At 50.6% G+C, this 22094-nt stretch carries 21 protein-coding genes; 7 read left to right on the plus strand and 14 right to left on the minus strand.

Going from position 1 to position 22094, the window contains the following annotated elements:
- Positions 1–48: 48 nt before the first annotated feature.
- From AC5JLP_RS04980 to AC5JLP_RS05005, 6 genes are all read right to left on the minus strand, one after another.
- Entirely contained in the window at positions 49–411 is a 363-nt protein-coding gene (locus tag AC5JLP_RS04980) for a hypothetical protein (protein ID WP_496066808.1), read from the minus strand.
- A gap of 255 nt (positions 412–666) precedes the next feature.
- On the minus strand, positions 667–1476 hold the full coding sequence (locus AC5JLP_RS04985) for a pentapeptide repeat-containing protein (protein WP_496066809.1): 810 nt from the start codon (positions 1474–1476) through the stop codon (positions 667–669).
- A 244-nt stretch (positions 1477–1720) separates the two neighbouring features.
- Entirely contained in the window at positions 1721–3175 is a 1455-nt protein-coding gene (locus AC5JLP_RS04990) for a P-loop ATPase, Sll1717 family (RefSeq protein WP_496066810.1), read from the minus strand.
- An 84-nt stretch (positions 3176–3259) separates the two neighbouring features.
- Complete coding sequence (gene radC / locus AC5JLP_RS04995; protein WP_496066811.1) at positions 3260–3991, minus strand: RadC family protein; 732 nt, start codon at positions 3989–3991, stop codon at positions 3260–3262.
- 374 nt (positions 3992–4365) lie between these two features.
- On the minus strand, positions 4366–4791 hold the full coding sequence (locus tag AC5JLP_RS05000) for a photosystem I reaction center subunit II PsaD (RefSeq protein ID WP_496066812.1): 426 nt from the start codon (positions 4789–4791) through the stop codon (positions 4366–4368).
- 154 nt (positions 4792–4945) lie between these two features.
- The gene (locus AC5JLP_RS05005) at positions 4946–6991 is read right to left on the minus strand and encodes a DICT sensory domain-containing protein (RefSeq protein ID WP_496066813.1); all 2046 of its coding nucleotides are present in this window, start codon (positions 6989–6991) and stop codon (positions 4946–4948) included.
- Between the two features lie 408 nt (positions 6992–7399).
- Between AC5JLP_RS05005 and AC5JLP_RS05010 the strand changes: the two genes are divergently transcribed.
- A complete protein-coding gene (locus AC5JLP_RS05010) occupies positions 7400–8800 on the plus strand; it encodes a glycosyltransferase family protein (RefSeq protein WP_496066814.1) in 1401 nt (466 codons plus the stop codon).
- A gap of 148 nt (positions 8801–8948) precedes the next feature.
- On the opposite strand, the gene AC5JLP_RS05015 is transcribed toward AC5JLP_RS05010, so the two are convergent.
- Positions 8949–10904: a protein kinase domain-containing protein gene (locus tag AC5JLP_RS05015; RefSeq protein ID WP_496066815.1), complete on the minus strand. Its 1956-nt coding sequence runs from the start codon at positions 10902–10904 to the stop codon at positions 8949–8951.
- Positions 10905–11410: 506 nt separating this feature from the next.
- Between AC5JLP_RS05015 and AC5JLP_RS05020 the strand changes: the two genes are divergently transcribed.
- Genes AC5JLP_RS05020 through AC5JLP_RS05030 form a run of 3 tightly spaced genes read left to right on the plus strand, consistent with a single transcriptional unit; the run spans position 11411 to position 12533 of the window.
- A complete protein-coding gene (locus AC5JLP_RS05020) occupies positions 11411–11620 on the plus strand; it encodes a DUF2997 domain-containing protein (RefSeq protein WP_496066816.1) in 210 nt (69 codons plus the stop codon).
- Positions 11621–11658: 38 nt separating this feature from the next.
- Positions 11659–12045: a DUF1257 domain-containing protein gene (locus tag AC5JLP_RS05025; RefSeq protein ID WP_496066817.1), complete on the plus strand. Its 387-nt coding sequence runs from the start codon at positions 11659–11661 to the stop codon at positions 12043–12045.
- Positions 12045–12533 carry a ferredoxin gene (locus AC5JLP_RS05030; RefSeq protein WP_496066818.1) on the plus strand — a complete coding sequence of 163 codons (489 nt, stop codon included), beginning with the start codon at positions 12045–12047 and terminating at the stop codon, positions 12531–12533. The genes AC5JLP_RS05025 and AC5JLP_RS05030 overlap by 1 nt, the downstream gene beginning before the upstream one ends.
- A gap of 158 nt (positions 12534–12691) precedes the next feature.
- On the opposite strand, the gene AC5JLP_RS05035 is transcribed toward AC5JLP_RS05030, so the two are convergent.
- The 3 genes from AC5JLP_RS05035 to AC5JLP_RS05045 form a co-directional block, all read right to left on the minus strand.
- Positions 12692–14074, minus strand: a complete 1383-nt coding sequence (locus AC5JLP_RS05035; RefSeq protein ID WP_496066819.1) for a DUF4335 domain-containing protein — start codon at positions 14072–14074, stop codon at positions 12692–12694.
- A gap of 132 nt (positions 14075–14206) precedes the next feature.
- Positions 14207–14857, minus strand: a complete 651-nt coding sequence (locus AC5JLP_RS05040; protein ID WP_496066820.1) for a DUF3038 domain-containing protein — start codon at positions 14855–14857, stop codon at positions 14207–14209.
- Positions 14858–15206: 349 nt separating this feature from the next.
- Complete coding sequence (locus tag AC5JLP_RS05045; RefSeq protein ID WP_496066821.1) at positions 15207–15920, minus strand: diacylglycerol/polyprenol kinase family protein; 714 nt, start codon at positions 15918–15920, stop codon at positions 15207–15209.
- A gap of 239 nt (positions 15921–16159) precedes the next feature.
- Between AC5JLP_RS05045 and thyD the strand changes: the two genes are divergently transcribed.
- Positions 16160–17077: a thylakoid membrane protein ThyD gene (thyD, locus tag AC5JLP_RS05050; RefSeq protein WP_496066822.1), complete on the plus strand. Its 918-nt coding sequence runs from the start codon at positions 16160–16162 to the stop codon at positions 17075–17077.
- A gap of 8 nt (positions 17078–17085) precedes the next feature.
- On the opposite strand, the gene AC5JLP_RS05055 is transcribed toward thyD, so the two are convergent.
- The 4 genes from AC5JLP_RS05055 to AC5JLP_RS05070 form a co-directional block, all read right to left on the minus strand.
- The gene (locus AC5JLP_RS05055) at positions 17086–17343 is read right to left on the minus strand and encodes a DUF8620 family protein (protein ID WP_496066823.1); all 258 of its coding nucleotides are present in this window, start codon (positions 17341–17343) and stop codon (positions 17086–17088) included.
- Between the two features lie 346 nt (positions 17344–17689).
- Positions 17690–17905 (minus strand): hypothetical protein, encoded by a 216-nt coding sequence (locus AC5JLP_RS05060; RefSeq protein ID WP_496066824.1) that lies wholly within the window; start codon positions 17903–17905, stop codon positions 17690–17692.
- A gap of 556 nt (positions 17906–18461) precedes the next feature.
- Positions 18462–18950 (minus strand): Fe-S cluster assembly sulfur transfer protein SufU, encoded by a 489-nt coding sequence (gene sufU / locus AC5JLP_RS05065; protein ID WP_496066825.1) that lies wholly within the window; start codon positions 18948–18950, stop codon positions 18462–18464.
- Positions 18951–19155: 205 nt separating this feature from the next.
- On the minus strand, positions 19156–20328 hold the full coding sequence (locus AC5JLP_RS05070) for an iron-containing redox enzyme family protein (RefSeq protein ID WP_496066826.1): 1173 nt from the start codon (positions 20326–20328) through the stop codon (positions 19156–19158).
- A 160-nt stretch (positions 20329–20488) separates the two neighbouring features.
- Between AC5JLP_RS05070 and AC5JLP_RS05075 the strand changes: the two genes are divergently transcribed.
- On the plus strand, positions 20489–21064 hold the full coding sequence (locus tag AC5JLP_RS05075; RefSeq protein WP_496066827.1) for an MOSC domain-containing protein: 576 nt from the start codon (positions 20489–20491) through the stop codon (positions 21062–21064).
- A gap of 5 nt (positions 21065–21069) precedes the next feature.
- The gene (locus AC5JLP_RS05080; RefSeq protein ID WP_496066828.1) at positions 21070–22026 is read left to right on the plus strand and encodes an NAD-dependent epimerase/dehydratase family protein; all 957 of its coding nucleotides are present in this window, start codon (positions 21070–21072) and stop codon (positions 22024–22026) included.
- Positions 22027–22094 lie beyond the last annotated feature (68 nt).

The following is a 22094-nucleotide window of genomic DNA, read 5'->3' on the forward strand; positions in this document are numbered from 1 at the left end:
AATCTTCTTTGAATCGACACGCTCTATATTAGGCTTAATTTGGTTGATCTACTTAAGAGCAGGGTGGAAGCTTCTAACGTCTTGCTTCATTAAAACTTGCAGCACTGGCTCATAGTGAACCCTGTAAGTTTTGTCGCTAACCTTCAGGGCTTCAACCCACTTAGCAAACATTTCTACAGGAGTTCCTAATCTCTTTACCGCTTTGCTTAGCCCTGCTTTGTAACGCTCTAGCGTAGGGTCAAAACATTTCTCTAGTATGTCTGCTTCGATAGCTCTTACAAGCGCTTCAGCTTTCGCTTTATCAGAGTGTGAATCAGTATTACCTAAACCGTAGAGACTATATCTCTGCCCGTCTACCGTCCACTGAAGTCCGATTCTTCCTTTGCGGTCTTGAAGCTCTAGTTTTCTCATCTCTTTCCCCTTGGCGCACACTTTAGCGCACACGTTTGTTTTAGGGAAAGACGTAAGTACCGCTGCTAAGGGATTTTACGCAAGGAACGCTAACCGTGTGAAGGAAGTGCGCTACCACTGTGCTAATCGCCCTTAAGGTTTAGGACTAAATAACAGTCCTAACTCCATCAACCCAGACAGCCTAAGGATTCTAGCAGATTCCCTCAGACTTTTGGCAGGATGAACGTCCGTATCGGTTTTCTCAAACCAGGTGCATCAGTCTTGGCTTAGCTCTGTTCCATCTGGCATTGTTGTGCGACAGAGCCTTGCACCGTTTAGTTCAACCCCCTGAAACTCGGCCCAGCGAAGGTCGGCATCTTCCAAATCAGCGTTCCACAGTTCGGCTCGCCATAATTCGGCTCCTCGCAGATTGGCTTTCTGTAAATGAGTCTCTCGCAAATTGGCCCCAGACAAATCGGCATCACGCAGATTCGCTTCTTGTAAATTTGCAGCCTGAAGATTGGCTCCGCGCAGGTTTGCCTTTTGAAGATTCGCTCCACATAGGTTTGCCGCTGACAGATCAGCTTCTTGTAAATCGGACTCTTGCAGATTAGCCATTTCGAGATTCGCTTCTTGCAAATCAGCCTTGGGTAACCTAATTCTGGCTAAATTTGCGCCCGCCGCGTCCAGGCCTCGTAACGAAACGCTGTCTTTGTGGAGATCTTGAAGGGCGATCCGGCGAGCGTAACTGGTGGAGACATTAGCCGCTGCTGCATTGTCGATGACGCGCCACGCTTCGTAATGCTTTTGAGAGCGTCGATCGGGCGCTTCTTTGAGATAGAGAATAATCGCGACGACAACGGCGATCGACTGAGATTGGGCAAAGACCGTTTTGATCGTTTCGCGCGAAGTCAAGTCTTGCCATGAGCGGAGCTGTATATCATCCTCAGCCCACAACGCTAACACCACCAGGAAAATAACCGTCACTGCGATCGCCAGCCAGGTTGGAATAGACTGAACGGTTTGTTCCAGTTGGCGTATTAACTGCGATGACTTCCGTTTCATCCGTCCGTTGCGTTCACGCATCCTTACCTTAGTAGTCCATTCAATTTATGAGCTTGGGATAGAGTAAAGCTTATTATTTTAGGACTTACGCATTTGCCCATAAAGCCCCAGAATTGGGGGTTTAATTGGCTCGATTCCCCCAGAATTGGGGACTAGGGGGCGAAAGATGGCCGCTTTTGCGTAAGTCCTATATTTGTTCGTTTTTAACCCACAAATCACTCTTGGCTGACCACTAGACGCAATCGACGGACTACAAGCTGATCATTTAACCTTTTAAGCTTAAGAATGTGGCAAACGCAGGATGCACTCGAAACTTTTCAATGTTCTCTAGATTAACAGTAGGTAACTCATAGTGTCCTAAATAACTTCCCTTATTGGTTGCATCCCCTGTGGCTTTTGGTATCCACGCCTTCAAAAAGCCAATTTGCCAGAGCAGGCTCTTCAGCTCCAGGTAGTCCATCTCAGAAACCCATTCGGTTGCACGATCGACATGCACTTCACCACAGACCATAGAGAGCAATAAATAATCTAAATCGTCTTTTGCAAAGCAGCAGTTTCGACCTCTAAAGACCTCAAAAACATCTAAGAGATGAGGATATTGAAAGCGATATTCAGAGGCCAAATCTTTGGTCTTTTGTTCAGAATAAATTTCTTCGGCTGCCATGATGGCCGATTCATCAATTTTCTTACTGCCCGCATAGTATTCTCCACACAGCTTGCAGAACTGAAGCAGTTCTCTAGGGCGTAGCTGAGTTCTGCCGATAATATAATCTGCTGAATCTTCAAATTTAGAGTCTAATTTCGCTGCAAAAACTGTTTTCCAGCGGTTTGCAGTATCCAATCTGGCCGTTTCGGGAAACGAATGAGCAATTCTTAACCCAATGAGTTCCAGCAACTCGTTTTTACCCCAACGGATGACCTCAACATCCTCTCTAATCTTTTGGGCATCATCGTAAATTTGGGGAATGTTATCAAACAGCTCTTGGCGGATAGACACGTACACGCGCAGGTCAGGGCTGATCAGGTTAATTTTTTGAGTGGCTTGAAACAAACCAGCAATAAAGTATTTAGCGTCTTCAGAATCATCCCAACCTTTATCAAGTTCATCAATCAAGACCTTCATTCTTGATTTTTCTAACACTTTTTTGAGGCTGGGAATCAGATTTTTAATTTCTTCTAAGCTGTAAAGCGCTTGCAGATTTTTTGACTTAACCACACTTTCGTGCGCATCGAACTTGACCGTTTCTAGCTGCTTTAAGTAGCTAACCAAAACGCCGATCGGGCTCAACCCTTTCATGCTGGAGTTTGCGTTGACATAATTATAAATATCTCGTTGAGGCCCCAATAGCAAGCCGCGCTTGTTTTCAACGATCTTATTAAAGATTAAGTTATATAAAAGATACTGCCACGCAACAGAATAGGAACTTTGTTTACCCCAGGAGCCTTCATTTTCACGTTTTAAGTAATCTGAAAGTAAATCGTAAGAGTATTCTTCTGGGGACAGTTCTAAAACTAAATTGCCCTTCTTGGCTTCAGTTGATGCAATATACTTAAAAATTGCACTTTTACCAGCGCCTCGATTGCCCACCAGAATCGTCTTTTTGCTGTTCAGAAATTTCTGATATGCTGAATTCTGATAGAAATATTCCGACAAGCCGACTGTAATGTCTCGTTCTGCGGAATCTGAACCAAGGTTGAGCTTTTGAATATCTACCAACATTACTGATTCAAGAAGTTTGACCTAGCTAAACCGCTTAATTTTCTCACGTAAAGAATTCTGTGTCCAGTTATAGCTAAAAGCGCTCTAGTCCTCTTGAGGGCACTCACTCCACAGGCTGGTGGTTTGACGTAGGCTGAGAAAATCACCATTACCCAAAATGAGATGGTCGAGTAAGGGGATACCCAAAAACTCTGCGCCTGCAAGAAGTTGACGGGTCAGCGTGATGTCTTCGTTACTGGGTTCTACACTGCCAGAGGGGTGATTATGCGCCACGATCGCGCGCGTTGCACCCTGTTTAAGCACTGCACGAAAGATATCACGAGGATGAGCCAGGGTCTCGGTGGCGGTACCGATCGTAATTACCTGAGTTCCCAGTAAGCGATGCTTGACATCTAGCATCAGAATGGCAAAGCGCTCTTGCGGTTGCCACATGAGATCCTGGCTGAGGGCGGCGGCGGCAATGGAGGGGTCATCCACGATCGTATGTTCGGGTGGACGCGATTGAAACACACGTTTACCAAGTTCGATCGCGGCCAGAATCGTCGCGGCTTTGGCTTCACCTACTCCAGAAATGGCGGTTAACTCTGGAATGCTGACTTCTCGCAAGGCAGAAAGCGGGTCATGTTGATGCTGTCCAACGTGTTGCAGAATGTATTGACCGAGGCCCACAGCAGAGAGCTTTCCCGGCCCTTGTCCTGTCGCTAAAAGAATGGCGAGTAGTTCAGCCGTTGCCAGATGTTTTGGCCCGTGTGCAATCAAGCGTTCCCGTGGACGTTCAGTTGCAGGCATATCAGCGACTTTAAGGCAGTAGGTCATGCACCAAAAATTTGTTGAGTCATACCTTTTAGTTATGCCCAAGCGCTGAGGAGGAGGTGACAGTAGCAACTCAGAAATAAAAATTCATTATGTCGAATACTGCCGAGGCGCAGAGAACGCTGAGGGTTGTCTCTATTGCCTCTATCGGTTTGCGATCGAGTAATACCGATTTAAAGAATGACGGCTACAGATCAATCGGTGGGTAGGGGCAAGGCAATGCCTTGCCCCTACAGGATGTGTCGCATTTTTAATTCAAATTGGTATAAATGCTATACAACTTAGTTAATTTGCAATCCTGAACAATAAAAATCGCCCCAGAGCTAAATTTCTGAGGCGATCGCTAAGTTGTTGTTTTGATGACTAAAGAGAGCGAACTAAGCTTCGTAGGTTGGAGTGCCGCTAAATTTCAACTTAGCAGGCTCAGGGTTGCTGCCGATGTTGCGAGCAACGCTGTTCACTTGAGGACGGCCAGGATTCACCTTTTCTGGAAAAACACCATCTTTAGGATGGAGGTACTCAATGTCTCCGCTAGGATACACACGGTAGATTTTATAGTCGTTGATTTTGAATTTTGCGCGCAGTTGCTGACCACCCAGCGCAATGCATTGCTCTTTGCGAGCTAGATACAGCAGGTTTTCACCCTGGCGCATCACAGCTGCACCGCCAGTGGGCAGTTCAAAGACTTGCTCTTTAGGGCTTGTCCACGTGATTGCATATTTTTCTTCAACAAGAGCTTTGGTCAGCAGTCCGCCCGTACTACCGCCGAATAAAGGTGCTTGTCCAGAAAGAGTTTCTGCCATTGGATTTCTCTCTCGATATTTGAGCAAATCCTATCACTGAGTCTGTCACCATCGATAAACTCTCATACGATCTGTAACAGTTGTTAGCAATCGACGTGTTGTGCAAGCAAAGGAGACCACAGGGGACGATCGTATCCCTTTCAGCCTTGGCCTCTCATCGACTGCGCGCACGGGGAATTTTACCTCGCTCTGTCCTGTTTTTTGGAGATGCTTCCTCTGGTTTAGAGCAGACGATCGGCACCGTGAAGTGAAATTGGCTGCCCTGGTCTTTACCAGAAGATTCTGCCCAGATGCGCCCACCCAACCCAGTGACAATTTGGCGACAGATGGCAAGTCCCAGTCCTGTCCCTCCCGTGGTACGGCGTAAGGCTCCTTCTTCTTGATAGAAGCGATCGAATACCGTTTCCAAACGATTGGGTTCAATGCCGCGCCCCGTGTCGGCCACCGTCACTTCGAGCATCTGTCCACCGTTTTGATTTGCCTGTACCACCACACGTCCTTGGGGGTCTGTGAACTTGCAGGCGTTGTCCAGCAATTTTGAAAGCACTTCGACCAGCCATTCACCATCGGTTTGCACCAGAGGCAGATCTACTGGCACTTGAGCCGTAATTTCGGGCAGATCCCCTTGCTGCTGGCGGGTGCGAAGGCTACTGAGGGCCAGATCCACGCATTCTTGCAGCGGCAGCGGTTCCAGGTGCCACTGTACCCGTCCGCTTTCAAGTTGCGACAGCGTAAGAAAGTCCTGCACCAGCTTTCGCATCCGTTCAGTGTCGGAGAGAGCCGATTGGAGCATGATCTGACGCAGTTCTGGAGGCATGTCAGGTTCGGTAGAAAGGCTTTCTAAACAAACTTGAATGGTTGATAGGGGCGTGCGGAGTTCGTGCCCAGTGATAGCGATGAGATTGCTGCGGGTGACATCCAATGCGGCAAGCTGTTGGTTCAAGTCTTCCAGGTGGGCATAGGCTTCTGCTTGAATGAGGGCAACCCCAATTTGAGTGGCGATCGCATCAATTAGCCCAAGCTCAGCCTCTGTCCATTCATGCAGGGTGCCACCACAGGTATGTAGCTCTACCATGCCCAGAAGACGGTTTTGATGCATGACGGGTACCATCAGCCAGGTGGCGATCGTCCAGCGCTGCGCCAGAGATTCGGGTTGAGCTTCTCTTGCAGACGGTTGGGCGATCGACGATCCGGGCGGCAGGACGGTTCGTCCGTCTTCCAGAACCCACGGATCGGCCTGGGCATCGTTGAGGTAAACTCGCTCCTGGTGTTCTACTACAGCCTGGAAGAGGGGATTGTCACGCAGTACCCACGCTTGCCCCACAAGAGAATCAACCGCAGCACCCAGGTATTCATGCTGAATGGTCACGGATAGGTCGGTTTCTTTACAGCGATAAATTAGACAACGGCAACCCCTCAATGCCTGTCCGAGTTCTCGCACAGCTACCGCAAAAATTTCTTCAGGATCAAACGATCGCCGAATGGCAGCCGTGATGGAATTAACCAGGCGTTCTTTCTGCTCTTTTGCAGCGATCGAGCGATAGGCTTTGAGCAGTTTGTACTGTCCTGCTTGCAGATAGGTAACTAACCGTTCAGCAAATGGTTCGGGATCCGCATTATTGGCACTGATGCGTCGTGCCACCTGAAGCTGCGCTTTCGCCTGAGAAATCTTGGTCGCTAACTCTGGGCGGTACGCTAAAATCCGATCGAGCAGCAGTTCTGCGACCACACAAACCGTTTTACGATCGAACGTCCAGATCCCTTCAAACCGTCGCGCCTGATCGGTAGCAAGCTGCGTCGAATCTGCTTCGGCGATCGGCACCTGTTTCTCGCGGCAAATTAGACAGGCGGCATAGCGGGCACCGATGACCACGAGATGCCATTCATGAGCCAGCGCATCCGTTGGTGCAAAGGCGATCGTTTCGTACTGACCAGACCGATTCGCAAAATCTGTTTCTGGTGCGGCTAGAACATACACCTGGTCAGCGCGTTCAGAAATGCGTAAATAGCGATGGGCTTCCTGTCGGTAAAACCGTTCGCGCTGAAAGCTGGCAATCACCAACGAGCTACCGACTCCGGCAAGCACCTGATCTTCCATCGCATGCGAGAGAGCAGTCAAGGATGACTTGAAGTAAAGCTGGGTTCTGAGTTCAGGCAGGGTTTGCAGCAGGTCTTCCAGGATGGAAGTAGAATTGCTCATCGAGGTTGGCTCTACTCGTTGATGCGGGGGCAGACCTCAACAACTAAAGGTCTTGGTGGCAGATGGTGCATCGCTTCATCGTCATCAGGGCGCTTTAACGTGCCTCTGACCCAGTTTAAACAGCATGCATTCCCATCATATGGGGATTAAACTCACTATATCGCCTCAGCTTTAGCAAAGCAGCGATCGCGCAATTTTTATTGAGTTAGCTTTTAATAAATCAGCTTTTAGCGGTCAGGGTCAGCTTTCACCTTCAATGAGACTGACGACTGACCGCTTACAGCAACGCACAGTTTCATCCATGATTCAGAGCGGCTATGCGAACTGAGGCAACATGAATGAGAAGCATCGAGTCAATGGCTAGAGAAGTAACGGCCAGAGTAGCAACGGCTAAGAGAGGACAAGCGAGTGCGTCAAGCGGTTGACATTGTGATTTTATCCAACGGCCCTGGAGAACTAGCAACCTGGGTCAAGCCTGTTGTACAAGCGTTACGGCAGCAGTGCGGCAACGATCGCACGCAAGTGAGAATCTCGGTGGTGCTATCACCTTGTGTCAATGCCAGTGGGCAGGAAGCCGCGATCGCCCATCGTTACCCAGAAGTCGATCGCGTCCAGAGTGCCGAACATTTCTTTCCCTTCCTCTTGTGGGGTCAAACAGCAGACAAGTGGGATTGGCGATCGCAGGGTGTAGTACTCTTTCTCGGCGGCGACCAGTTTTTTCCAGTCGTGATTGGCAAACGGCTAGGTTACCGCACCGTCATCTATGCCGAATGGGAAGCTCGCTGGCACCGCTGGATCGATCGCTTTGGAGTCATGAGCGACAGCATTCTGACCCGTGTGCCCCCAAAGTACCGTCACAAATTTACCGTTGTGGGTGATTTAATGGCAGAAGCGGGGCGTTGGAAAGCAGGGGAGGCAGGGAAAGCAGAGACGCAAGGGGAAGCAGAGGAAGCAGGGGAACGGGAAAAGCTTGATTCGACCGTTGAAACTCAACACTCAACACTCAACACTCAACACTCAACACTTTATACCCCACTCCCCACGCCCTACTCCCCACGCCCTACTCCCCATCACCTCATCGGACTCCTCCCCGGTTCCAAGCCGACAAAACTTTCTCTCGGTGTTCCCCTGTGCCTTGCGATCGCAGAACAGGTCTACGCAGCCAACCCATCCACACGGTTTGTCATCCCTGTCGCACCTAGTCTAGAGTTAGCTACACTTGCGACATTTGCTGACTCTACGCAGAATCCTGCGATCGAGCAGCTTGGTTGGTCTGGTGCTACTCTCGCGGTGCCAGATGCACCCAACGAGCGACCGTTTCTCAAAACACGCTCTGGGCTTCAGGTCGAACTCTGGACAGCATTTCCCGCTTACGAGATTTTGACGCAATGCAGTCTTTGCCTGACAACCGTGGGCGCAAACACGGCAGAATTAGGCGCACTGGCGGTACCCATGCTTGTGCTGATCCCGCTCCAGCAAATTGACCAGATTCGTACATGGGATGGCATACCAGGGCTACTGGCAAACCTGCCGCTTGTAGGAGGACGCGTTGCAACCCTCATGACTCGTCTCGCGTTAAAACGGCTGGGGCAGTTAGCATGGCCCAACATGTGGGCAAAGAAGGAGATTGTGCCTGAACTGGCTGGCAACCTGCAACCCGAAGACATAACAGCGATCGTTCTAGACTGGCTCAACCATCCAGAAAAGCTGAACCAGATACAAACTCAACTTCGGCAGGTACGAGGACAAGCAGGAGCAGCTACCAAACTGGCGCAACTAATGAATGAAGTTTTGCAGAATACTGGGTGAGGGGGCAGAGGGCAAGAGTAGCAGTTCGCAAGAAGCTGATATAAACAGGACTTCCGCATTTTACCAAAACCTCGGAGGTTTAAGCGACGACATTGGGTGACAACGCCTGATGCTGGGTGAAGCCCTCCGAGGTTTGCGTAAGTCCTATTTAAAGCACTTCAAGCGCGATCGCGTAACTCCCTGCGGCATTGCCTGTAACTTCAAGGGTATAGTCACCTTCTTGAGGTAAACGTCCCTGCCAGCTTTTCGTGCCGATTGCACTGCCGCTCAGTCTTTGCCCATTGGGTGCGATCGCGCTAATACCAGCATTGCCCTGTAGCACTTTCACATCTAGCGTTTGTCCGCGTTTGGCTTGAAGCAAATAGCGCTGCACTTTGTTTGGTGCCAGTTGTCCGGTGACTGTAGTCCCCGTTTTGCCAGGTGCAAACGTCACTCGCTGAATCGCTGCCTGTGCAGAGCGAACCAATGGCGTAATGGCTATTTCTAACGTGTAAGCACCTGTACCAGAAACCTGGATGGTGTAGCGATCGTCCGCAGGCAGTTGTCCCGTCCAGCTGCGCGTCTGGTAAGATGCCGCATCGATCGCTTCCTGGTTCGATCGCAGCACATTCATCACGGCCTCAGCCCCTTCAAGGGTGACGGTCATAATCTGCCCTTGCGAGGCTTGCAGGACATAGGGTTGTACCTCAGATGGCTGTAGGCTTCCCTGAAGTACCGTGGTGCTTTTGCCGCGAGCAAACTGAATTCGTTGCGGTGGTCGGCTCGTTTTAGCTGGAGGGGATTCTGTGCCCGTAGCGTCAGGGGGCGACTTAATCGCCAAATTCGAGCCGTTCGTCACGGGAGAATCAATAATGCGCGAAGCTTCTGACTGCGGCAGTTTGGCACCAGAAACCCAAACATCTCCGGTGCTGTCGGGCGCTTTCATCCACACCTGCCACACGATCGGCAACGCGACTCCTAGCCCCGCCAGCGCTGTGGCCGCAATGCCAGCTCGTACTCGCCCACCGATGCGCTGCCATTTCCAGGGAAACATAGCGTCGTGAGTAACGATCGTCTGGCGAGGCTCTCGTGGGTGGTCAGAAGGTGGCGATGTATAGGTGACAGAGCGAGCCGTTTCAACGGGTTGAACCGCGCGATCGGGCTGGGGCTGTAGAAAGTTTACAATGGCTGGCTGACGATCCGCTTCGGCTGCATGGGGAGAGGGCGATCGCAACAGCGTACTTTCTAACGGCGCAGCACCAAAGGACTGTAGATCTTGTAACACTTCGTCTGCGGACTGATAGCGATCGCCGGGATACACCGCCAACAGCCGCCGGAGTACCATCGACAGTTCATCACCCACCCGTGCATAAGGCTCCCAATTCCAGGTGAGGGTACGGCTGTCTAAAAGCGTTTGTGGCTCTCGTCCCGTCAGCAGCACCAACGCTGTAGCCGCCAGCGCATACAGGTCGCTATTGGGATACACCTTCCCGGTTTGCAGTTGCTCAGGCGGAGCATAGCCCACCTTCCCCACCCGCGTCGGCGTTGAGATCAGGGGCCAGTGACTCGTAGCCTCTTTTACGGCTCCAAAATCAATTAAAACGGGCAGACCACTTTCAGAAGCGGGCTGTGTGGGTTCCAGCGTTGTGGCTGGCTGCGTTTGCAGAATGACGTTTTCGGGCGAAATATCACGGTGAATAATGCCCTGGCTATGAATAGAAGCAAGGACAGGCAGCAGATGATTGAGAAAATGCAGGGCTTCGGTTTCCGAAAAGGTCTGCCCCTTTTGCTTACGATCGCTTAATAGCTGACGATAGGTTTGCCCATCCACAAAATCTTGCACTAAGAAGAAGCGCTGCTCATCTTCAAAGGCGGCCCAAAAACGCGGAATCTGAGGATGCTGAATCTGGTAGAGCGTGCTGGCTTCGCGGTGAAACAGAATTTTTGACTTTTCAATCAGCGTCCCATCGTGATACGGAACAATAAATTCTTTAAGGACACAGGGTTCGTTGAAGCGTTCCTGATCAAGCGCTAGATACGTGCGACCAAACCCGCCCTGACCGAGAACCTGCTGAATAAGGTACCGCTGGCGCAGCACCGTTCCTGAGGGAAGAGGGGGCACCATGTTTTGTTGCGTTGAGAGCTAAACCACAATAGGGACAAGTCTCCTATCGTCCTCATTCTGACCTGTTCTATCTGAAAGATCCTGCGGTGCCTCACCCCTCAGACAGAATCAACTAAAGGCCAACTATTTAAGGTCTTGCCACTCATCCGTTCAATCGTTCCCGGTTGAGCCTACTCTGCGTCAAGACGATTACCCGTGCATGGGTGAAGCAGCAAAATGACCGCTTGGCAGGCTTTTTGTGAACTTTTTTAAACAAATTTCTTTGCCGTTTTCAGCTTGACTGCAACAGGAAGTTAAGCGAAACTGTCAAATATCTGAGTCACTGCTTCAGACAGATTTTAACTTCTGTAACGCGCTGCATACTTTTAAGAACTTGTGTCTCTGTAATGATTTAAGCTTTCTTTTAAGTCAGCCCATTAAATGAGGCGTTAGAGGTTTATCTGCTTCAGTCTTGACTGCGGTTGAGCTTCAAGGATCGAAACGTTCGCTCACTTCTCACCAAATCTATGGAAACGCTCGAATTTATTATTTACCCCGATGGTCGAGTGCAGGAAACTGTCACTGGTATTGTCGGTGCTTCCTGTGCTGAAGTAACGGCCGCGATCGAAGCTCAATTAGGTCAGGTTGTCAGCCAAGAGCCAACCTCTGAATATTTTGCTCAAGTAGATGGTCAGTCGTTGTTTGCAAAAAATCAAGCCACCTTTAGCGAGTGGTAGCTTTTCCCTGTCTAGTCTTTAATCCCCTTAAAATCACCATGTCACATTTCAGCCAGATTAAAACTCAGATTCGCAACCTTTCGTCGTTAAAAGCCGCGTTGACCGACTTAGGTATCACCTGGAAACCAGGCTCTGAGCCAATCCGTGGTTACCGTGGGGCCACTGAAACAGCCGAGATTGCGATCGAGCAAGACAACGGGTATGACATTGGCTTTCGATGGAACGGCAGCGCCTATGAGTTAGTGGCTGATTTGCAATACTGGCGGCAGGAGCTAACGGTTGATCGGTTCCTCAGCCGCGTGACCCAGCGTTATGCTTACCACACCGTGTTGAGCGAGACGGCGCAGAAAGGGTTTCAGGTCACTGAGCAGAAGCAGCAACAAGATGGCTCGATTCGCCTTGTCTTGCAGCGCTGGAGTGCGTAATGACTGATGCGGCTTCACCCAACTCAACCAATCCAATAGCTCCATTGGACTCTGGTTTGATGCAAGATCCGTCTCGCACAGGCCTGGAGCCTGAATTGGGTGGCTTTTTACGGGATGAACCAGAGCGATCGGGGCTAGAGCCTGAGCTGGGTGGAGCACTACGGCAAAAGGGCGTTTACGTAGACGAAATTACCTGCATTGGCTGCAAGCACTGCGCTCATGTAGCTCGTAACACCTTTTACATCGAGCCTGATTACGGGCGATCGCGCGTAGTGCGGCAAGACGGTGATTCTGAAGAGTTGCTTCAGGAGGCGATCGACACGTGCCCGGTTGACTGTATTCACTGGGTTGACTACACCGAGCTAAAGCGGTTAGAGGAAGAGCGCACGTATCAAGTCATTCCGTTAGTGGGTTTTCCAGTTGATACGGCTGTCGTAGCAAGCAATCGCCGTCGTCAAAAGCTCAAATCACGTAAATCCACATCTTAAGGTCATACGAGTACTAGAAGGACTTTGTAAGCAGGATGTTTAACCATCATCCTGCTTTTGTTTGTGGCCTTTTTGCTAAGCCACCAAATGCAACAAAATTGCACAGGTTAGATGGACTGACGGCTGACGGCTGAAAGCTAACTGCTGAAGCAGCTTCACTAGTAGTATCCTTCCAAAAACGTTTTTACCGTGCCATCAGGGCTGAGCACCACTCGGATTTTGGCGTTCCGTCCATTGCTGAGAGGTGACACGAAGGGTGCTCCAACCGACGGGATGCCGACGCGACTGGCGTAATCGCCTGCGGCTTGTCCCAAAGGCATTGTGCGTTGAATGGTGCCATTTGCGCTGACAAAGAGCGTGTATTCTAGAGTTTGCGTTAAATCCTGAGGTGGACTCCAGCGCTGTTGCAGGTATTCTCTTGCCTCAGCTATTTGTGGAATAGTGTCAAAGGCTGTGGTAGTCGATTCAGATTGACGGCCGCGATCGGCTGCGGCGGCTCGTCCCTCCAAACTTGCAGACTGGCTGGAGGGTGCAGTGGCAAGCTCTCGTTTCATCGCAAGTGGCGCTGGCATCGGTGGAGCCGATCGCGCTGTCGTTGAAGGACTACTCTTTTGAGGGGCCATCGCAATCTGGTTACCAGTCTGTGTCCGCGATGGATTCGGAAGGGTCAGAGTAGGCTGACTGGACTGTGCGCCGCCCGTCTTAGTGCTAGCAATCTTAGGAAGCGGTGTTACAGGAGACGGAGATGGAAATGCTGGTGACCCTGGACTGCCAGGAAGTGTAGAACCAAGCGGTGGGGGGGGTGGTAATTTTTGATTGGACGCGATCGACGGGAGAGGGCTTTGCATCGCTGGAGGCTGAAGCGCTACTGGTTGATCACCGTTCGTCTGGTTTGCGGTAGGGGCGGCTAATTTATTGTGATCAATAAGCTTGGCAACAGAAGCGGATAACCCAATAACAATAAGACCAGTCGCCGCTAGCTGTCCCCAACGCAGAAAAGCAGGTGCTGCTTGCCGTGATTGCAACCCCTCTGGTAATACCAGCAGATCGGCAGCGTAATCATCTAGCGCATTAGCGAGGTCAAATAGCTGTAGGGCGTTTAAGGAAATAATGTTGGGCGTTTCGGGTGTTGCCAACGTTCCCAACGCCAGTTCGTGCTTCAGGAATCCTTTGGGGCGTAAGGAAAGCCCTGGAGAAGCTGATGAAACGGCTGCAAGGGCGGTATCCATCCTTGCCATAGATTGGGTTGCGATCGCCGCATCAGACAAGGGCATCCCAGAAGCCTTAAGCTGACCGTGCGATTGCTCCAAAAACGTCTGCACGTAGGTTGAAACGATTTCATGCAGCGCTTCAAGCTGCCCATGATCGCCACGCAGCGTAATCCACTGCTCCTGCGGTCGGGTTGGATCATCCAACGTCAATTGAAACCGGAGTTGCTTTACCACAGGCTGCCCTGCCCAGCGAGCCAACGGCGAGTTTTTCGCCATGATCTCTAGCGTGCAAGTGGGAGGCGTGTATCGTCGCAGGATAGATTGGGACATGCAATGAACACAACGTGTAGATGAACAAGCGAGTGGGGGAAGGGACGATGCAAGGAGTGAAAACCTAGAGGAACATCAAGATGGCGTGAGAGACTGTACGGGAGCGATCGCGGCGTAACCGCTAGTGCCAGTCTAGATTTTTTGCCGCTTACCATCTCCCTTTAAAGGATTAACCGTTGCCATCGATGCATGGCTTCCATCTTTCGATCGATCCATAAGGGCAAGCCAGAGTCGCCGAGAGCCGTGAGTGGCGCTATAGAACAACAAATCAATCAACAGCTTGAGAGCAAGGTTTGACAGCACCGCAGGCGACACAGTTTCTCCCTCATCCATACGCTCCTGATACATATTGTTAAACCGATCGAGGTAATCGCCCAACAGCGCCGTTTGGTGGGGTTCACGCTGTTGCTCTGCCATTTGCTCTAACAAAGCCACTGCACGACGGATTTTTTCAGCCTGCTGCTTTGCTAGATGGCAACTAATCAGCACTAGAGCGCGTGCCTCTTCTACGTCCAGCTTCTTTCGCCCACCTTGCCCCTTGCGTAACGGGCTGGACTGGCGCAACCGCCACAGAGCCACTCGATCGGCCACCAAAGCTTCTAGATTTAGATTGATCGCCGCCTGAAGGATTGCTTCGGAACCAATGCCAGCCAGAGCCTCTAATGCCAGCAAAACCAAATCCAATTGAGCCTTGATGTTGTCCAACTGCGACGGATCAGGATGAGAGATGAGAGGCAGCGTTTCGACAGCGGTCGGGGTGGGCAGTTTGACTGGGGAAGCCATAGCTTTACGATAGAAAACACAACCAGGATCGGTGTAGTGGTTACAGGTCTTGAAACAGGTCTTAAATCTTGCAGCCAGACTTCAAAATCATAAGACTCCAACACTACAGGACTTCAGATTGAATAAGGATGTTTCCGGCTACTCAAACCCACCCGATCGTGACATGTTCGTTCACAGCCTGACCTCACCCAACAGGATAAACGTTTGTCAGAGGATGGGGAGCGCGAAGGTTTGCCTTGATTCAGGGGGGCAGACGGCAAAAGAAGGTAGAAGGCAGGAGGTAGAAGAAGGCTGACGATCGTTGAGAAGTACGCAGCAGAGGGCCGTAAGTCTCTCTTGAAGGCATCCGTCACCCTGGCAGCAACAGTTGGCAGAGGAAAAAGCAGACGATAGCACTCCCTAGCGGCACCGTGAGATTGTCAACGCCAAACTTTGAAAAGGCTTCTAACCCAGTGGCAACGATCGCCACAAGCAGCGAAATGCTCCAGATCTGCCAGAAGTTTCCTTCTACGGCTAAGAGAATGAGAAGACTCACAAGACCGCTGACGATCGCCATTGTGAGTGACCCTTCCCAGCTTTTTTGCATATCCCACAGTTTATAAGGATGCTTGCCAAAGCGTTGCCCAATCAGCGCTGCCAAGCCATCACCCCACGTCATCACCAGTACACCCAAAGCTGCATACTGCGGTTGCTGCGACCAAAACCAGGCCACCAAAACGCCAATACTCACCGCGTAGAAAAAAGTTCCTAAGCTTTTGCGCCCAATACCATTGATACTCGGCAGAATGGGCAAGCGGTAGGAGAGAAAGGCGATCGCGCTAAAGACAATGGACGCACTGATGCCCAACCAGGCAGGTACCTGCAACCACCAGGCCAGCAAAATGACATTCCCTGCACCAATGTGTACCACCTTACGTACCACTTCCGGCTCTACCGAGGTATAGCGATGCAGCCATTCGGCTAAAAAGCCCAGCAAGCCAATCCAGGCTCCAGTGATCGCAATTTGCAACCAGAGCGGTGGCACAGTAGAAAACCAGAGCGGCGCAGTCATCGCAGCAGTCAATTGCGTGAATGGGTCTACATGTCACTGTAGTGGAAATTGAGGAGCGATCGCGAGTAGGACACAATTCTGCTTCACCGTAGAGACCTGTAAGGGTTCAGGAACTTCGATATACTCAAAGTTGTGTCTTTTCGGTGCTGGCTTGTTGATTTGACTGGCTTACCGTTGGCACATGGTGACTGTGGCATTTTTAGCCTTTTCTGGCTTTTACTCTGACGGACGATCGCATCGAGAGGTTTTGCATGAAAGTCGCGATTACGGGTGCAACTGGCTTTGTCGGCGGTCGCTTGGTCGAGCGTTTGCAGGCAGAGGGGCATCAGGTCATAGCGCTGACCCGCAATCCAGAGCAGGCGTTGCGACGGTTTCCTGCCACGGCGTTTCCGGCAGTTGAAGTGGTTGGCTACACGCCCAAAGTTTCTGGAGATTGGCAGCAATCCCTTTCAGGCTGTGATGGGGTGGTGAACTTAGCGGGAGAGCCGATCGCGGAAAGTCGTTGGACACCCGAACGCAAGCAGACCATTCTCGACAGCCGCAAAGTGGGGACGCAAAAACTCGTTGAGGCGATCGTCCAAGCGACACCTAAACCCTCTGTTTTAGTTAATGCGTCTGCGATCGGCTATTACGGCACCAGTGAAACCGCAACCTTTGATGAGACTAGCGCCCCCGGTGATGATTTTTTGGCGCAGGTTTGTCAGGCATGGGAAGCCGAAGCGCAGAACGTTACACAAGTGGGAGTCCGATTGGTGATTGTTCGCATCGGCATTGTGTTAGGGGATGGTGGAGCGCTTGCCAAGATGCTTCCCCCCTTCAAGCTGTTTGCGGGTGGCCCCATTGGTACAGGCAAGCAGTGGTTTTCCTGGATTCACCGTGAAGATCTGGTGAACCTTATTTTACAAGCCTTGACAAACAGGTCGTTTGAAGGCGTTTACAATGCAACCGCTCCCAATCCAGTCCGCATGACTGAACTGGCCCAGACGCTAGGTGACGTACTAAAGCGCCCCTCCTGGCTACCCGTCCCAAGCTTTGCCCTGGAAGCGCTGTTGGGGGATGGCGCAAAGGTGGTGCTAGAAGGGCAGCAGGTCATGCCAAAACGGACTCAGGCGATCGGCTTTCAATATCAATATCCAGCGTTATCACAGGCGATCGCAAACATTTTGTAGTAAGCGACTCAAAGATTGTCTGCCGAGCGATCGCGCCACTGCTTATTCACCCAGCTAATCACACCGCTCAGCAACGCACCTGCCATCAAAATACCCAACGCGGGTGTAAACACAGGCTCCCAAAGCTTATACCAGAGATCTAAGCCCAACGGCACGTTAGCGGCTCGACCAGCAACCGCAGCCGCCAGCCAGAGAAAGCTAAACAGAACCAGAAATAAATCTACCATTAAGGCTACATTCAGCCACTGAAGCAATCGATCTCTCATATAGCGATCCGTTTGGTTTGGGAAAGTCACTCTAGATTAGCTTTCAGCTTTCAGCTTTTCAGTCCAGGCTGACCGCTGGATGCTTATACTACCCCATACTTTTCGCCCATAGCTTTTCGTGAATGATTTAGGGCGGCTGTAGAGCAGGGTTGCTAGATGCAAAGCTTGGCTGGTTAGCAGATTAATTATAAACATGAGTGGCTAACACATAACCATACGGCGACATTGAACCGCATCTCTGGACTGGTGCGGTTAGGAATACTATTAGTAAAAATCGCAAAAAAAGATGACTGGTTTAGGTTTAAAACCAGTCATCTGACACGCCTATTCACGGTCAGCCCTCGCATTAAGCTTGCAGAAGATCCTTCTCTGACTCGATCGCTGCTGCACGTTTCAGATTATCAGGATCAACATAATGGCAGACGGCATCATTCATGCAAATAAACGCCCAGCCTGCGCGATCAATACTGACCAATTTGTAGGATGTTTCTTGAACGAAACTACCTCTGTGATTACGAGTTTCTGGCTTAACTTCTATGTTATCAAGGTCATCAAAAATCATAAGTCTCAACTCCTTAGCCCTTAGAATTTGGCTTCAAAGAACACATTTTATGAAGAGCCAATGCCCCCTTATCCAATTACTTAAATAGTATCACTGCATTCTTAAATCACTCGTTACGTTATGTACGTATTTATAAAAATGTGTAAATCAAAAGCAGGGTTTACGCTTGAAAGACGTCTTTTTCACCGATCAGGTTTGCAAAAAACCGTAACAATCCTAGCTGTGCTGATTCTCGCCTTCCAGACATTTACATTTCGCAATAATATCTCTAATTTAATGTTGAGGTGATTGGTGACGATCGCTACGCTTTGTGGATGTCGATCGCTATGCTGTAGACCGAACTAGCCAGACCAAGCTAATAAAAGCATGTGATCCCACCGTGCGATCTCGATTTGAACTAAAAGGCTGAAATCTCGTAGGCTACTGTTAGTGAGTCACTTGCTGGTACTAGCATGCTCACAGGTTTAATCCGTTGATCAATTTGCATAGCAAAAGCGCAGAGATTTAGGTCTCTGCGCTTTTGTGTCACTACACTTAAATTCATTCCTGATGCTGTCTAGGCAACGTCTTCATTCTCATTGCTCACAAAGCTCTCCGGCTTGCCTTCGTTAGCAGTCTCCAATGCGGCCTTGAGAGTATGCCAGGTTAATGTGGCGCACTTAATTCGTACAGGAAACTGCGACACGCCTTGCATCACATTCAATTTACGCAGTTCCGACGGGAACTCATCTTTACCTTGCATCATGGTTTGAAAACGCTGCACCATCTGAAGCGCTTCCGCTACCGTGCGGCCTCGCATAGCTTCTGCCATCAAGTCAGCGGATGCCATCGCGATCGCGCAGCCTTCACCTTCAAATTTGACATCCTCAATGCGATCGTGGGTGGCATTAAGTTGCACGGTTAACTCGATCGTGTCTCCACAAGAAGGGTTGTGTCCCCGCTGTTGGCGATCAACTGGATCAGTCTTGCCACGATGGCGAGGCTTTTTGTAACGTTCTAGAATGACTTGCTGGTAGAGATCACGCAAATTTCCAAGAGAAGACATGAGCCGCTTTGTTAAGTTTGTGCATCTCTCTTCATCCTATCAGGGCTGTTTAAGGTTGGGGGCGATTGGGAGAAGGCAGAAGAAGCAGAAGAAGCAGGGGAACAATTCGCAACTCACAACTCTCTAGCTTGTCGGCGCAAAGCGCTACTCAAAACTCTCCCCTACTCCCCACCCCCTCCACCGTCCTCTGTGCCCTCTTCTCGCTTTATTCTTCTCGATCGGCCACTTTTGCTGCGCGGGCTACGGCTTCTCCAGCACGATCGCCCATAAACCGCTGTTGCTTATACCCCAGTAGTAACTCCCATGCGTCGTGTGGATAGCGCTCAACCAGAGGCAGTGCAACTTCATCCAGCATCCAGCGGCCATGCAACTTATCTACCTTGATATGCAGCGTCCAGTAGCTCATCGCCTCTGCTGATAGGCCAAGTCGTTCTGCCGCCGCGCTGTAAGGGCTAAAGGCAGCAGGAACCGAAATTTCCGTATGGAGTAGCCCGCCGACGTAACGCAAATAGTCACGCTTGCGCTCAGACAGGAGAAAGCTGTGGTTAATAGTGGCTAAAACTTCCCACGGCACTGCGTCAAAATAGGCTTCTGGCTCGGTGCTCATGCCTAACTCAGACAACATGGTAGCGAAATGGGTCGAGTGTTTGCGTGCTAGTTTACCAACCCCATATTCTTCTACTAACAGGCGCGTCATCACGCTTTGAATTTCGTTGGCGACACCACCCAAAGTGCGCGAAAGCTGACTCGCTTCGACTAAGCCATCCAGCGACGCAATCTCCAGCATCTTGCGATAACCTGCCAGAGTCATCTCGTCCTGAAAATAGCGTCCTGTATCAGAAAGTTCGGGATCTAGGTCAGCCGCAGACCAGTCACGCAATATTTCTACGACATTTAGGCGCTTCAGGCTTGCCGCATCTAGCTGTGACAGTTCCCAGGCTTGCCACGCAGCTTCAATCTGATTGCGGATGGTCTGTAAGTAGAGCGATCGCTCGTTGGTATAGCGGTTTAAGTCGTCATACCAGAAAAACTTCAAGCGATTGATGCGATACAGAATACGGTGCAAAAACAAATGGGCAGCATCGGATTGATACTCATCGCTATAAGCAACTGCCAGGGCTGCTGCCACTGTACTCTCAAAAACGGTCTGCAACCGGGTATGCTGATCCAGGTTCTCATCCAGGTTGTTTACCTCAAGCAGTTTGACAAAGGCTTGTTCTGCTTCGGCGTAGTTAGGAAGGGTAAAAAGGGCAAACTGATCTTGCTTTTGTGCACGATCGCCCCGCTCTATCAGATCGCGCGGCTCTACCACCTCTCTTTCCATCAAGGCTGACAGGGATAAACTTGGCGTAGCCGACGCAGCTAAATTTCGTTGCATAAGTACTCATGTTCTTAAATCTCCTTCTAGTCTGACGGTGATGCTGACAGACTACATCCACTTGAGTAGTAGATTTAACCGTTTGCGGCCGCATCTGGAGAGAGAATGAATGGCTCGATCGATGCCGCTAGCAATACAATGCCTACCCTATTAAGACACCATGAAAGTCTCAGCAACAGTTGAATCGGTTCTACTTGCCGACATACCAGGAACGTTTGTCACACGCCGAGTTGATCGCGTCCATTTAGACATGGCAGGCATTCCTGGCGATTGCCATTATGGGCTGACCCGTCGAGCAGGGGGACGAGAACCCATGTATCCACGCGGCACCGAAATTCGGAATCGGCGGCAAATCAGCATTGTGTCCGTTGAGGAATGCGACCAGATCGCTCAACTGCTAGGGCTGGACATGTTACTGCCAGAATGGTTGGGAGCCAATCTTCTCGTCAGCGGGTTGCCTCATCTGACGCAGCTACCCGCTGGCTCCCGGCTCTTGTTACCAGACGGCACCGGCTTAGTGTGTGAAGGCGAAAATGCCCCCTGTCGTCATCCTGGAGACGTGATCCAAACGCTGTATCCTGATCTGCCTCGCTTGAGTCAGCGGTTTGTGTCCGTCGCCAAAAAACGACGGGGCATTGTGTGTTCGGTCGAGCGTCCAGGCCCGATCATGACAGGAGACGACGTGCGTATCTTAGCCGAACGCTTAGAATGGAGTGTTGTTGCCGTCGGGACGTAAAGAACATGCGAATCTTAATGATGGGCGGCACCCGGTTTATCGGCGTGTATCTGACGCGCCTTTTGGTGAAACAGGGCCACGAGGTAGTGCTGTTTAATCGCGGTCAAAACCCTGCGCCTGTAAATGGGATTCAGCAGCTTCATGGCGATCGCACCCATCCCGAAGACCTGAAAGCAGCGCTTTCTGGTGAAACTTTTGATGCTATTTTTGACAACAACGGACGCGAACTCAGTGATACCCAACCACTGATAGAACTGTTCCAAGGCAAAATCGAACACGTTATCTACATGAGTTCCGCTGGCGTGTATCTCAAAGCGGATCAATTGCCCCATGTTGAAGGCGATCCAATCGATCCCAAAAGTCGGCATAAAGGCAAACATGAGACAGAAGCGTATTTAGTCACGCATGACGTTCCCTTCACCTCGATTCGTCCCACTTATATCTACGGGCCTCAAAACTACAACGATCTGGAAGCCTGGTTTTTCGATCGCATCGTGCGCGATCGTCCCATTCCCATTCCAGGTCACGGTCAACACCTGACCCAGTTTGGACATGTGCAGGATTTAGCGCAAGCCATGACGCAAGTGCTTGGTAAGGCTCACGCGATCGGGCAAGTTTACAACGTATCGGGCGATCGTGCCGTCACCTTCGATGGTTTGGCCCGTGCCTGCGCCATTGCTGTTGACAAAGCGCCCGATGACCTCAAAATCGTTCATTACGACCCCAAGCAATTTGACTTTGGCAAGCGCAAAGCCTTTCCTCTCCGCACTCAACACTTCTTTACTTCCATTCAAAAAGTCCAAACCGACCTCCACTGGCAGCCTCAGTACGACCTTATCTCAGGTCTTAAAGACTCGTACCAAACCGACTATCTCGCCTCTGGACGAGATAAAGCGGGGATCGATTTTTCAGTAGATGAAGAAATTTTGGCGGCAAGGGGAGCAGGAGGGGGAGAGTTTTGAGTTTTGAGTTTTGAGTTAAAGAGCAATTAGCGGTCAGTGGTTAGCCATCAGCCGACTCCCGACTCCCG

Source organism: Stenomitos rutilans (assembly GCF_059505485.1).

What these genes read in the sequence shown, in the direction of transcription:
- AC5JLP_RS04980 (WP_496066808.1), bottom strand. Translation starts at nt 411, where the DNA reads ATGAGAAAACTAGAGCTTCAAGACCGCAAAGGAAGAATCGGACTTCAG.
- AC5JLP_RS04985 (WP_496066809.1), bottom strand. Translation starts at nt 1,476, where the DNA reads ATGCGTGAACGCAACGGACGGATGAAACGGAAGTCATCGCAGTTAATA.
- AC5JLP_RS04990 (WP_496066810.1), bottom strand. Translation starts at nt 3,175, where the DNA reads ATGTTGGTAGATATTCAAAAGCTCAACCTTGGTTCAGATTCCGCAGAA.
- radC (WP_496066811.1), bottom strand. Translation starts at nt 3,991, where the DNA reads ATGACCTACTGCCTTAAAGTCGCTGATATGCCTGCAACTGAACGTCCA.
- AC5JLP_RS05000 (WP_496066812.1), bottom strand. Translation starts at nt 4,791, where the DNA reads ATGGCAGAAACTCTTTCTGGACAAGCACCTTTATTCGGCGGTAGTACG.
- AC5JLP_RS05005 (WP_496066813.1), bottom strand. Translation starts at nt 6,991, where the DNA reads ATGAGCAATTCTACTTCCATCCTGGAAGACCTGCTGCAAACCCTGCCT.
- AC5JLP_RS05015 (WP_496066815.1), bottom strand. Translation starts at nt 10,904, where the DNA reads ATGGTGCCCCCTCTTCCCTCAGGAACGGTGCTGCGCCAGCGGTACCTT.
- AC5JLP_RS05020 (WP_496066816.1), top strand. Translation starts at nt 11,411, where the DNA reads ATGGAAACGCTCGAATTTATTATTTACCCCGATGGTCGAGTGCAGGAA.
- AC5JLP_RS05025 (WP_496066817.1), top strand. Translation starts at nt 11,659, where the DNA reads ATGTCACATTTCAGCCAGATTAAAACTCAGATTCGCAACCTTTCGTCG.
- AC5JLP_RS05030 (WP_496066818.1), top strand. Translation starts at nt 12,045, where the DNA reads ATGACTGATGCGGCTTCACCCAACTCAACCAATCCAATAGCTCCATTG.
- AC5JLP_RS05035 (WP_496066819.1), bottom strand. Translation starts at nt 14,074, where the DNA reads ATGTCCCAATCTATCCTGCGACGATACACGCCTCCCACTTGCACGCTA.
- AC5JLP_RS05040 (WP_496066820.1), bottom strand. Translation starts at nt 14,857, where the DNA reads ATGGCTTCCCCAGTCAAACTGCCCACCCCGACCGCTGTCGAAACGCTG.
- thyD (WP_496066822.1), top strand. Translation starts at nt 16,160, where the DNA reads ATGAAAGTCGCGATTACGGGTGCAACTGGCTTTGTCGGCGGTCGCTTG.
- AC5JLP_RS05055 (WP_496066823.1), bottom strand. Translation starts at nt 17,343, where the DNA reads ATGAGAGATCGATTGCTTCAGTGGCTGAATGTAGCCTTAATGGTAGAT.
- AC5JLP_RS05060 (WP_496066824.1), bottom strand. Translation starts at nt 17,905, where the DNA reads ATGATTTTTGATGACCTTGATAACATAGAAGTTAAGCCAGAAACTCGT.
- sufU (WP_496066825.1), bottom strand. Translation starts at nt 18,950, where the DNA reads ATGTCTTCTCTTGGAAATTTGCGTGATCTCTACCAGCAAGTCATTCTA.
- AC5JLP_RS05070 (WP_496066826.1), bottom strand. Translation starts at nt 20,328, where the DNA reads ATGCAACGAAATTTAGCTGCGTCGGCTACGCCAAGTTTATCCCTGTCA.
- AC5JLP_RS05075 (WP_496066827.1), top strand. Translation starts at nt 20,489, where the DNA reads ATGAAAGTCTCAGCAACAGTTGAATCGGTTCTACTTGCCGACATACCA.
- AC5JLP_RS05080 (WP_496066828.1), top strand. Translation starts at nt 21,070, where the DNA reads ATGCGAATCTTAATGATGGGCGGCACCCGGTTTATCGGCGTGTATCTG.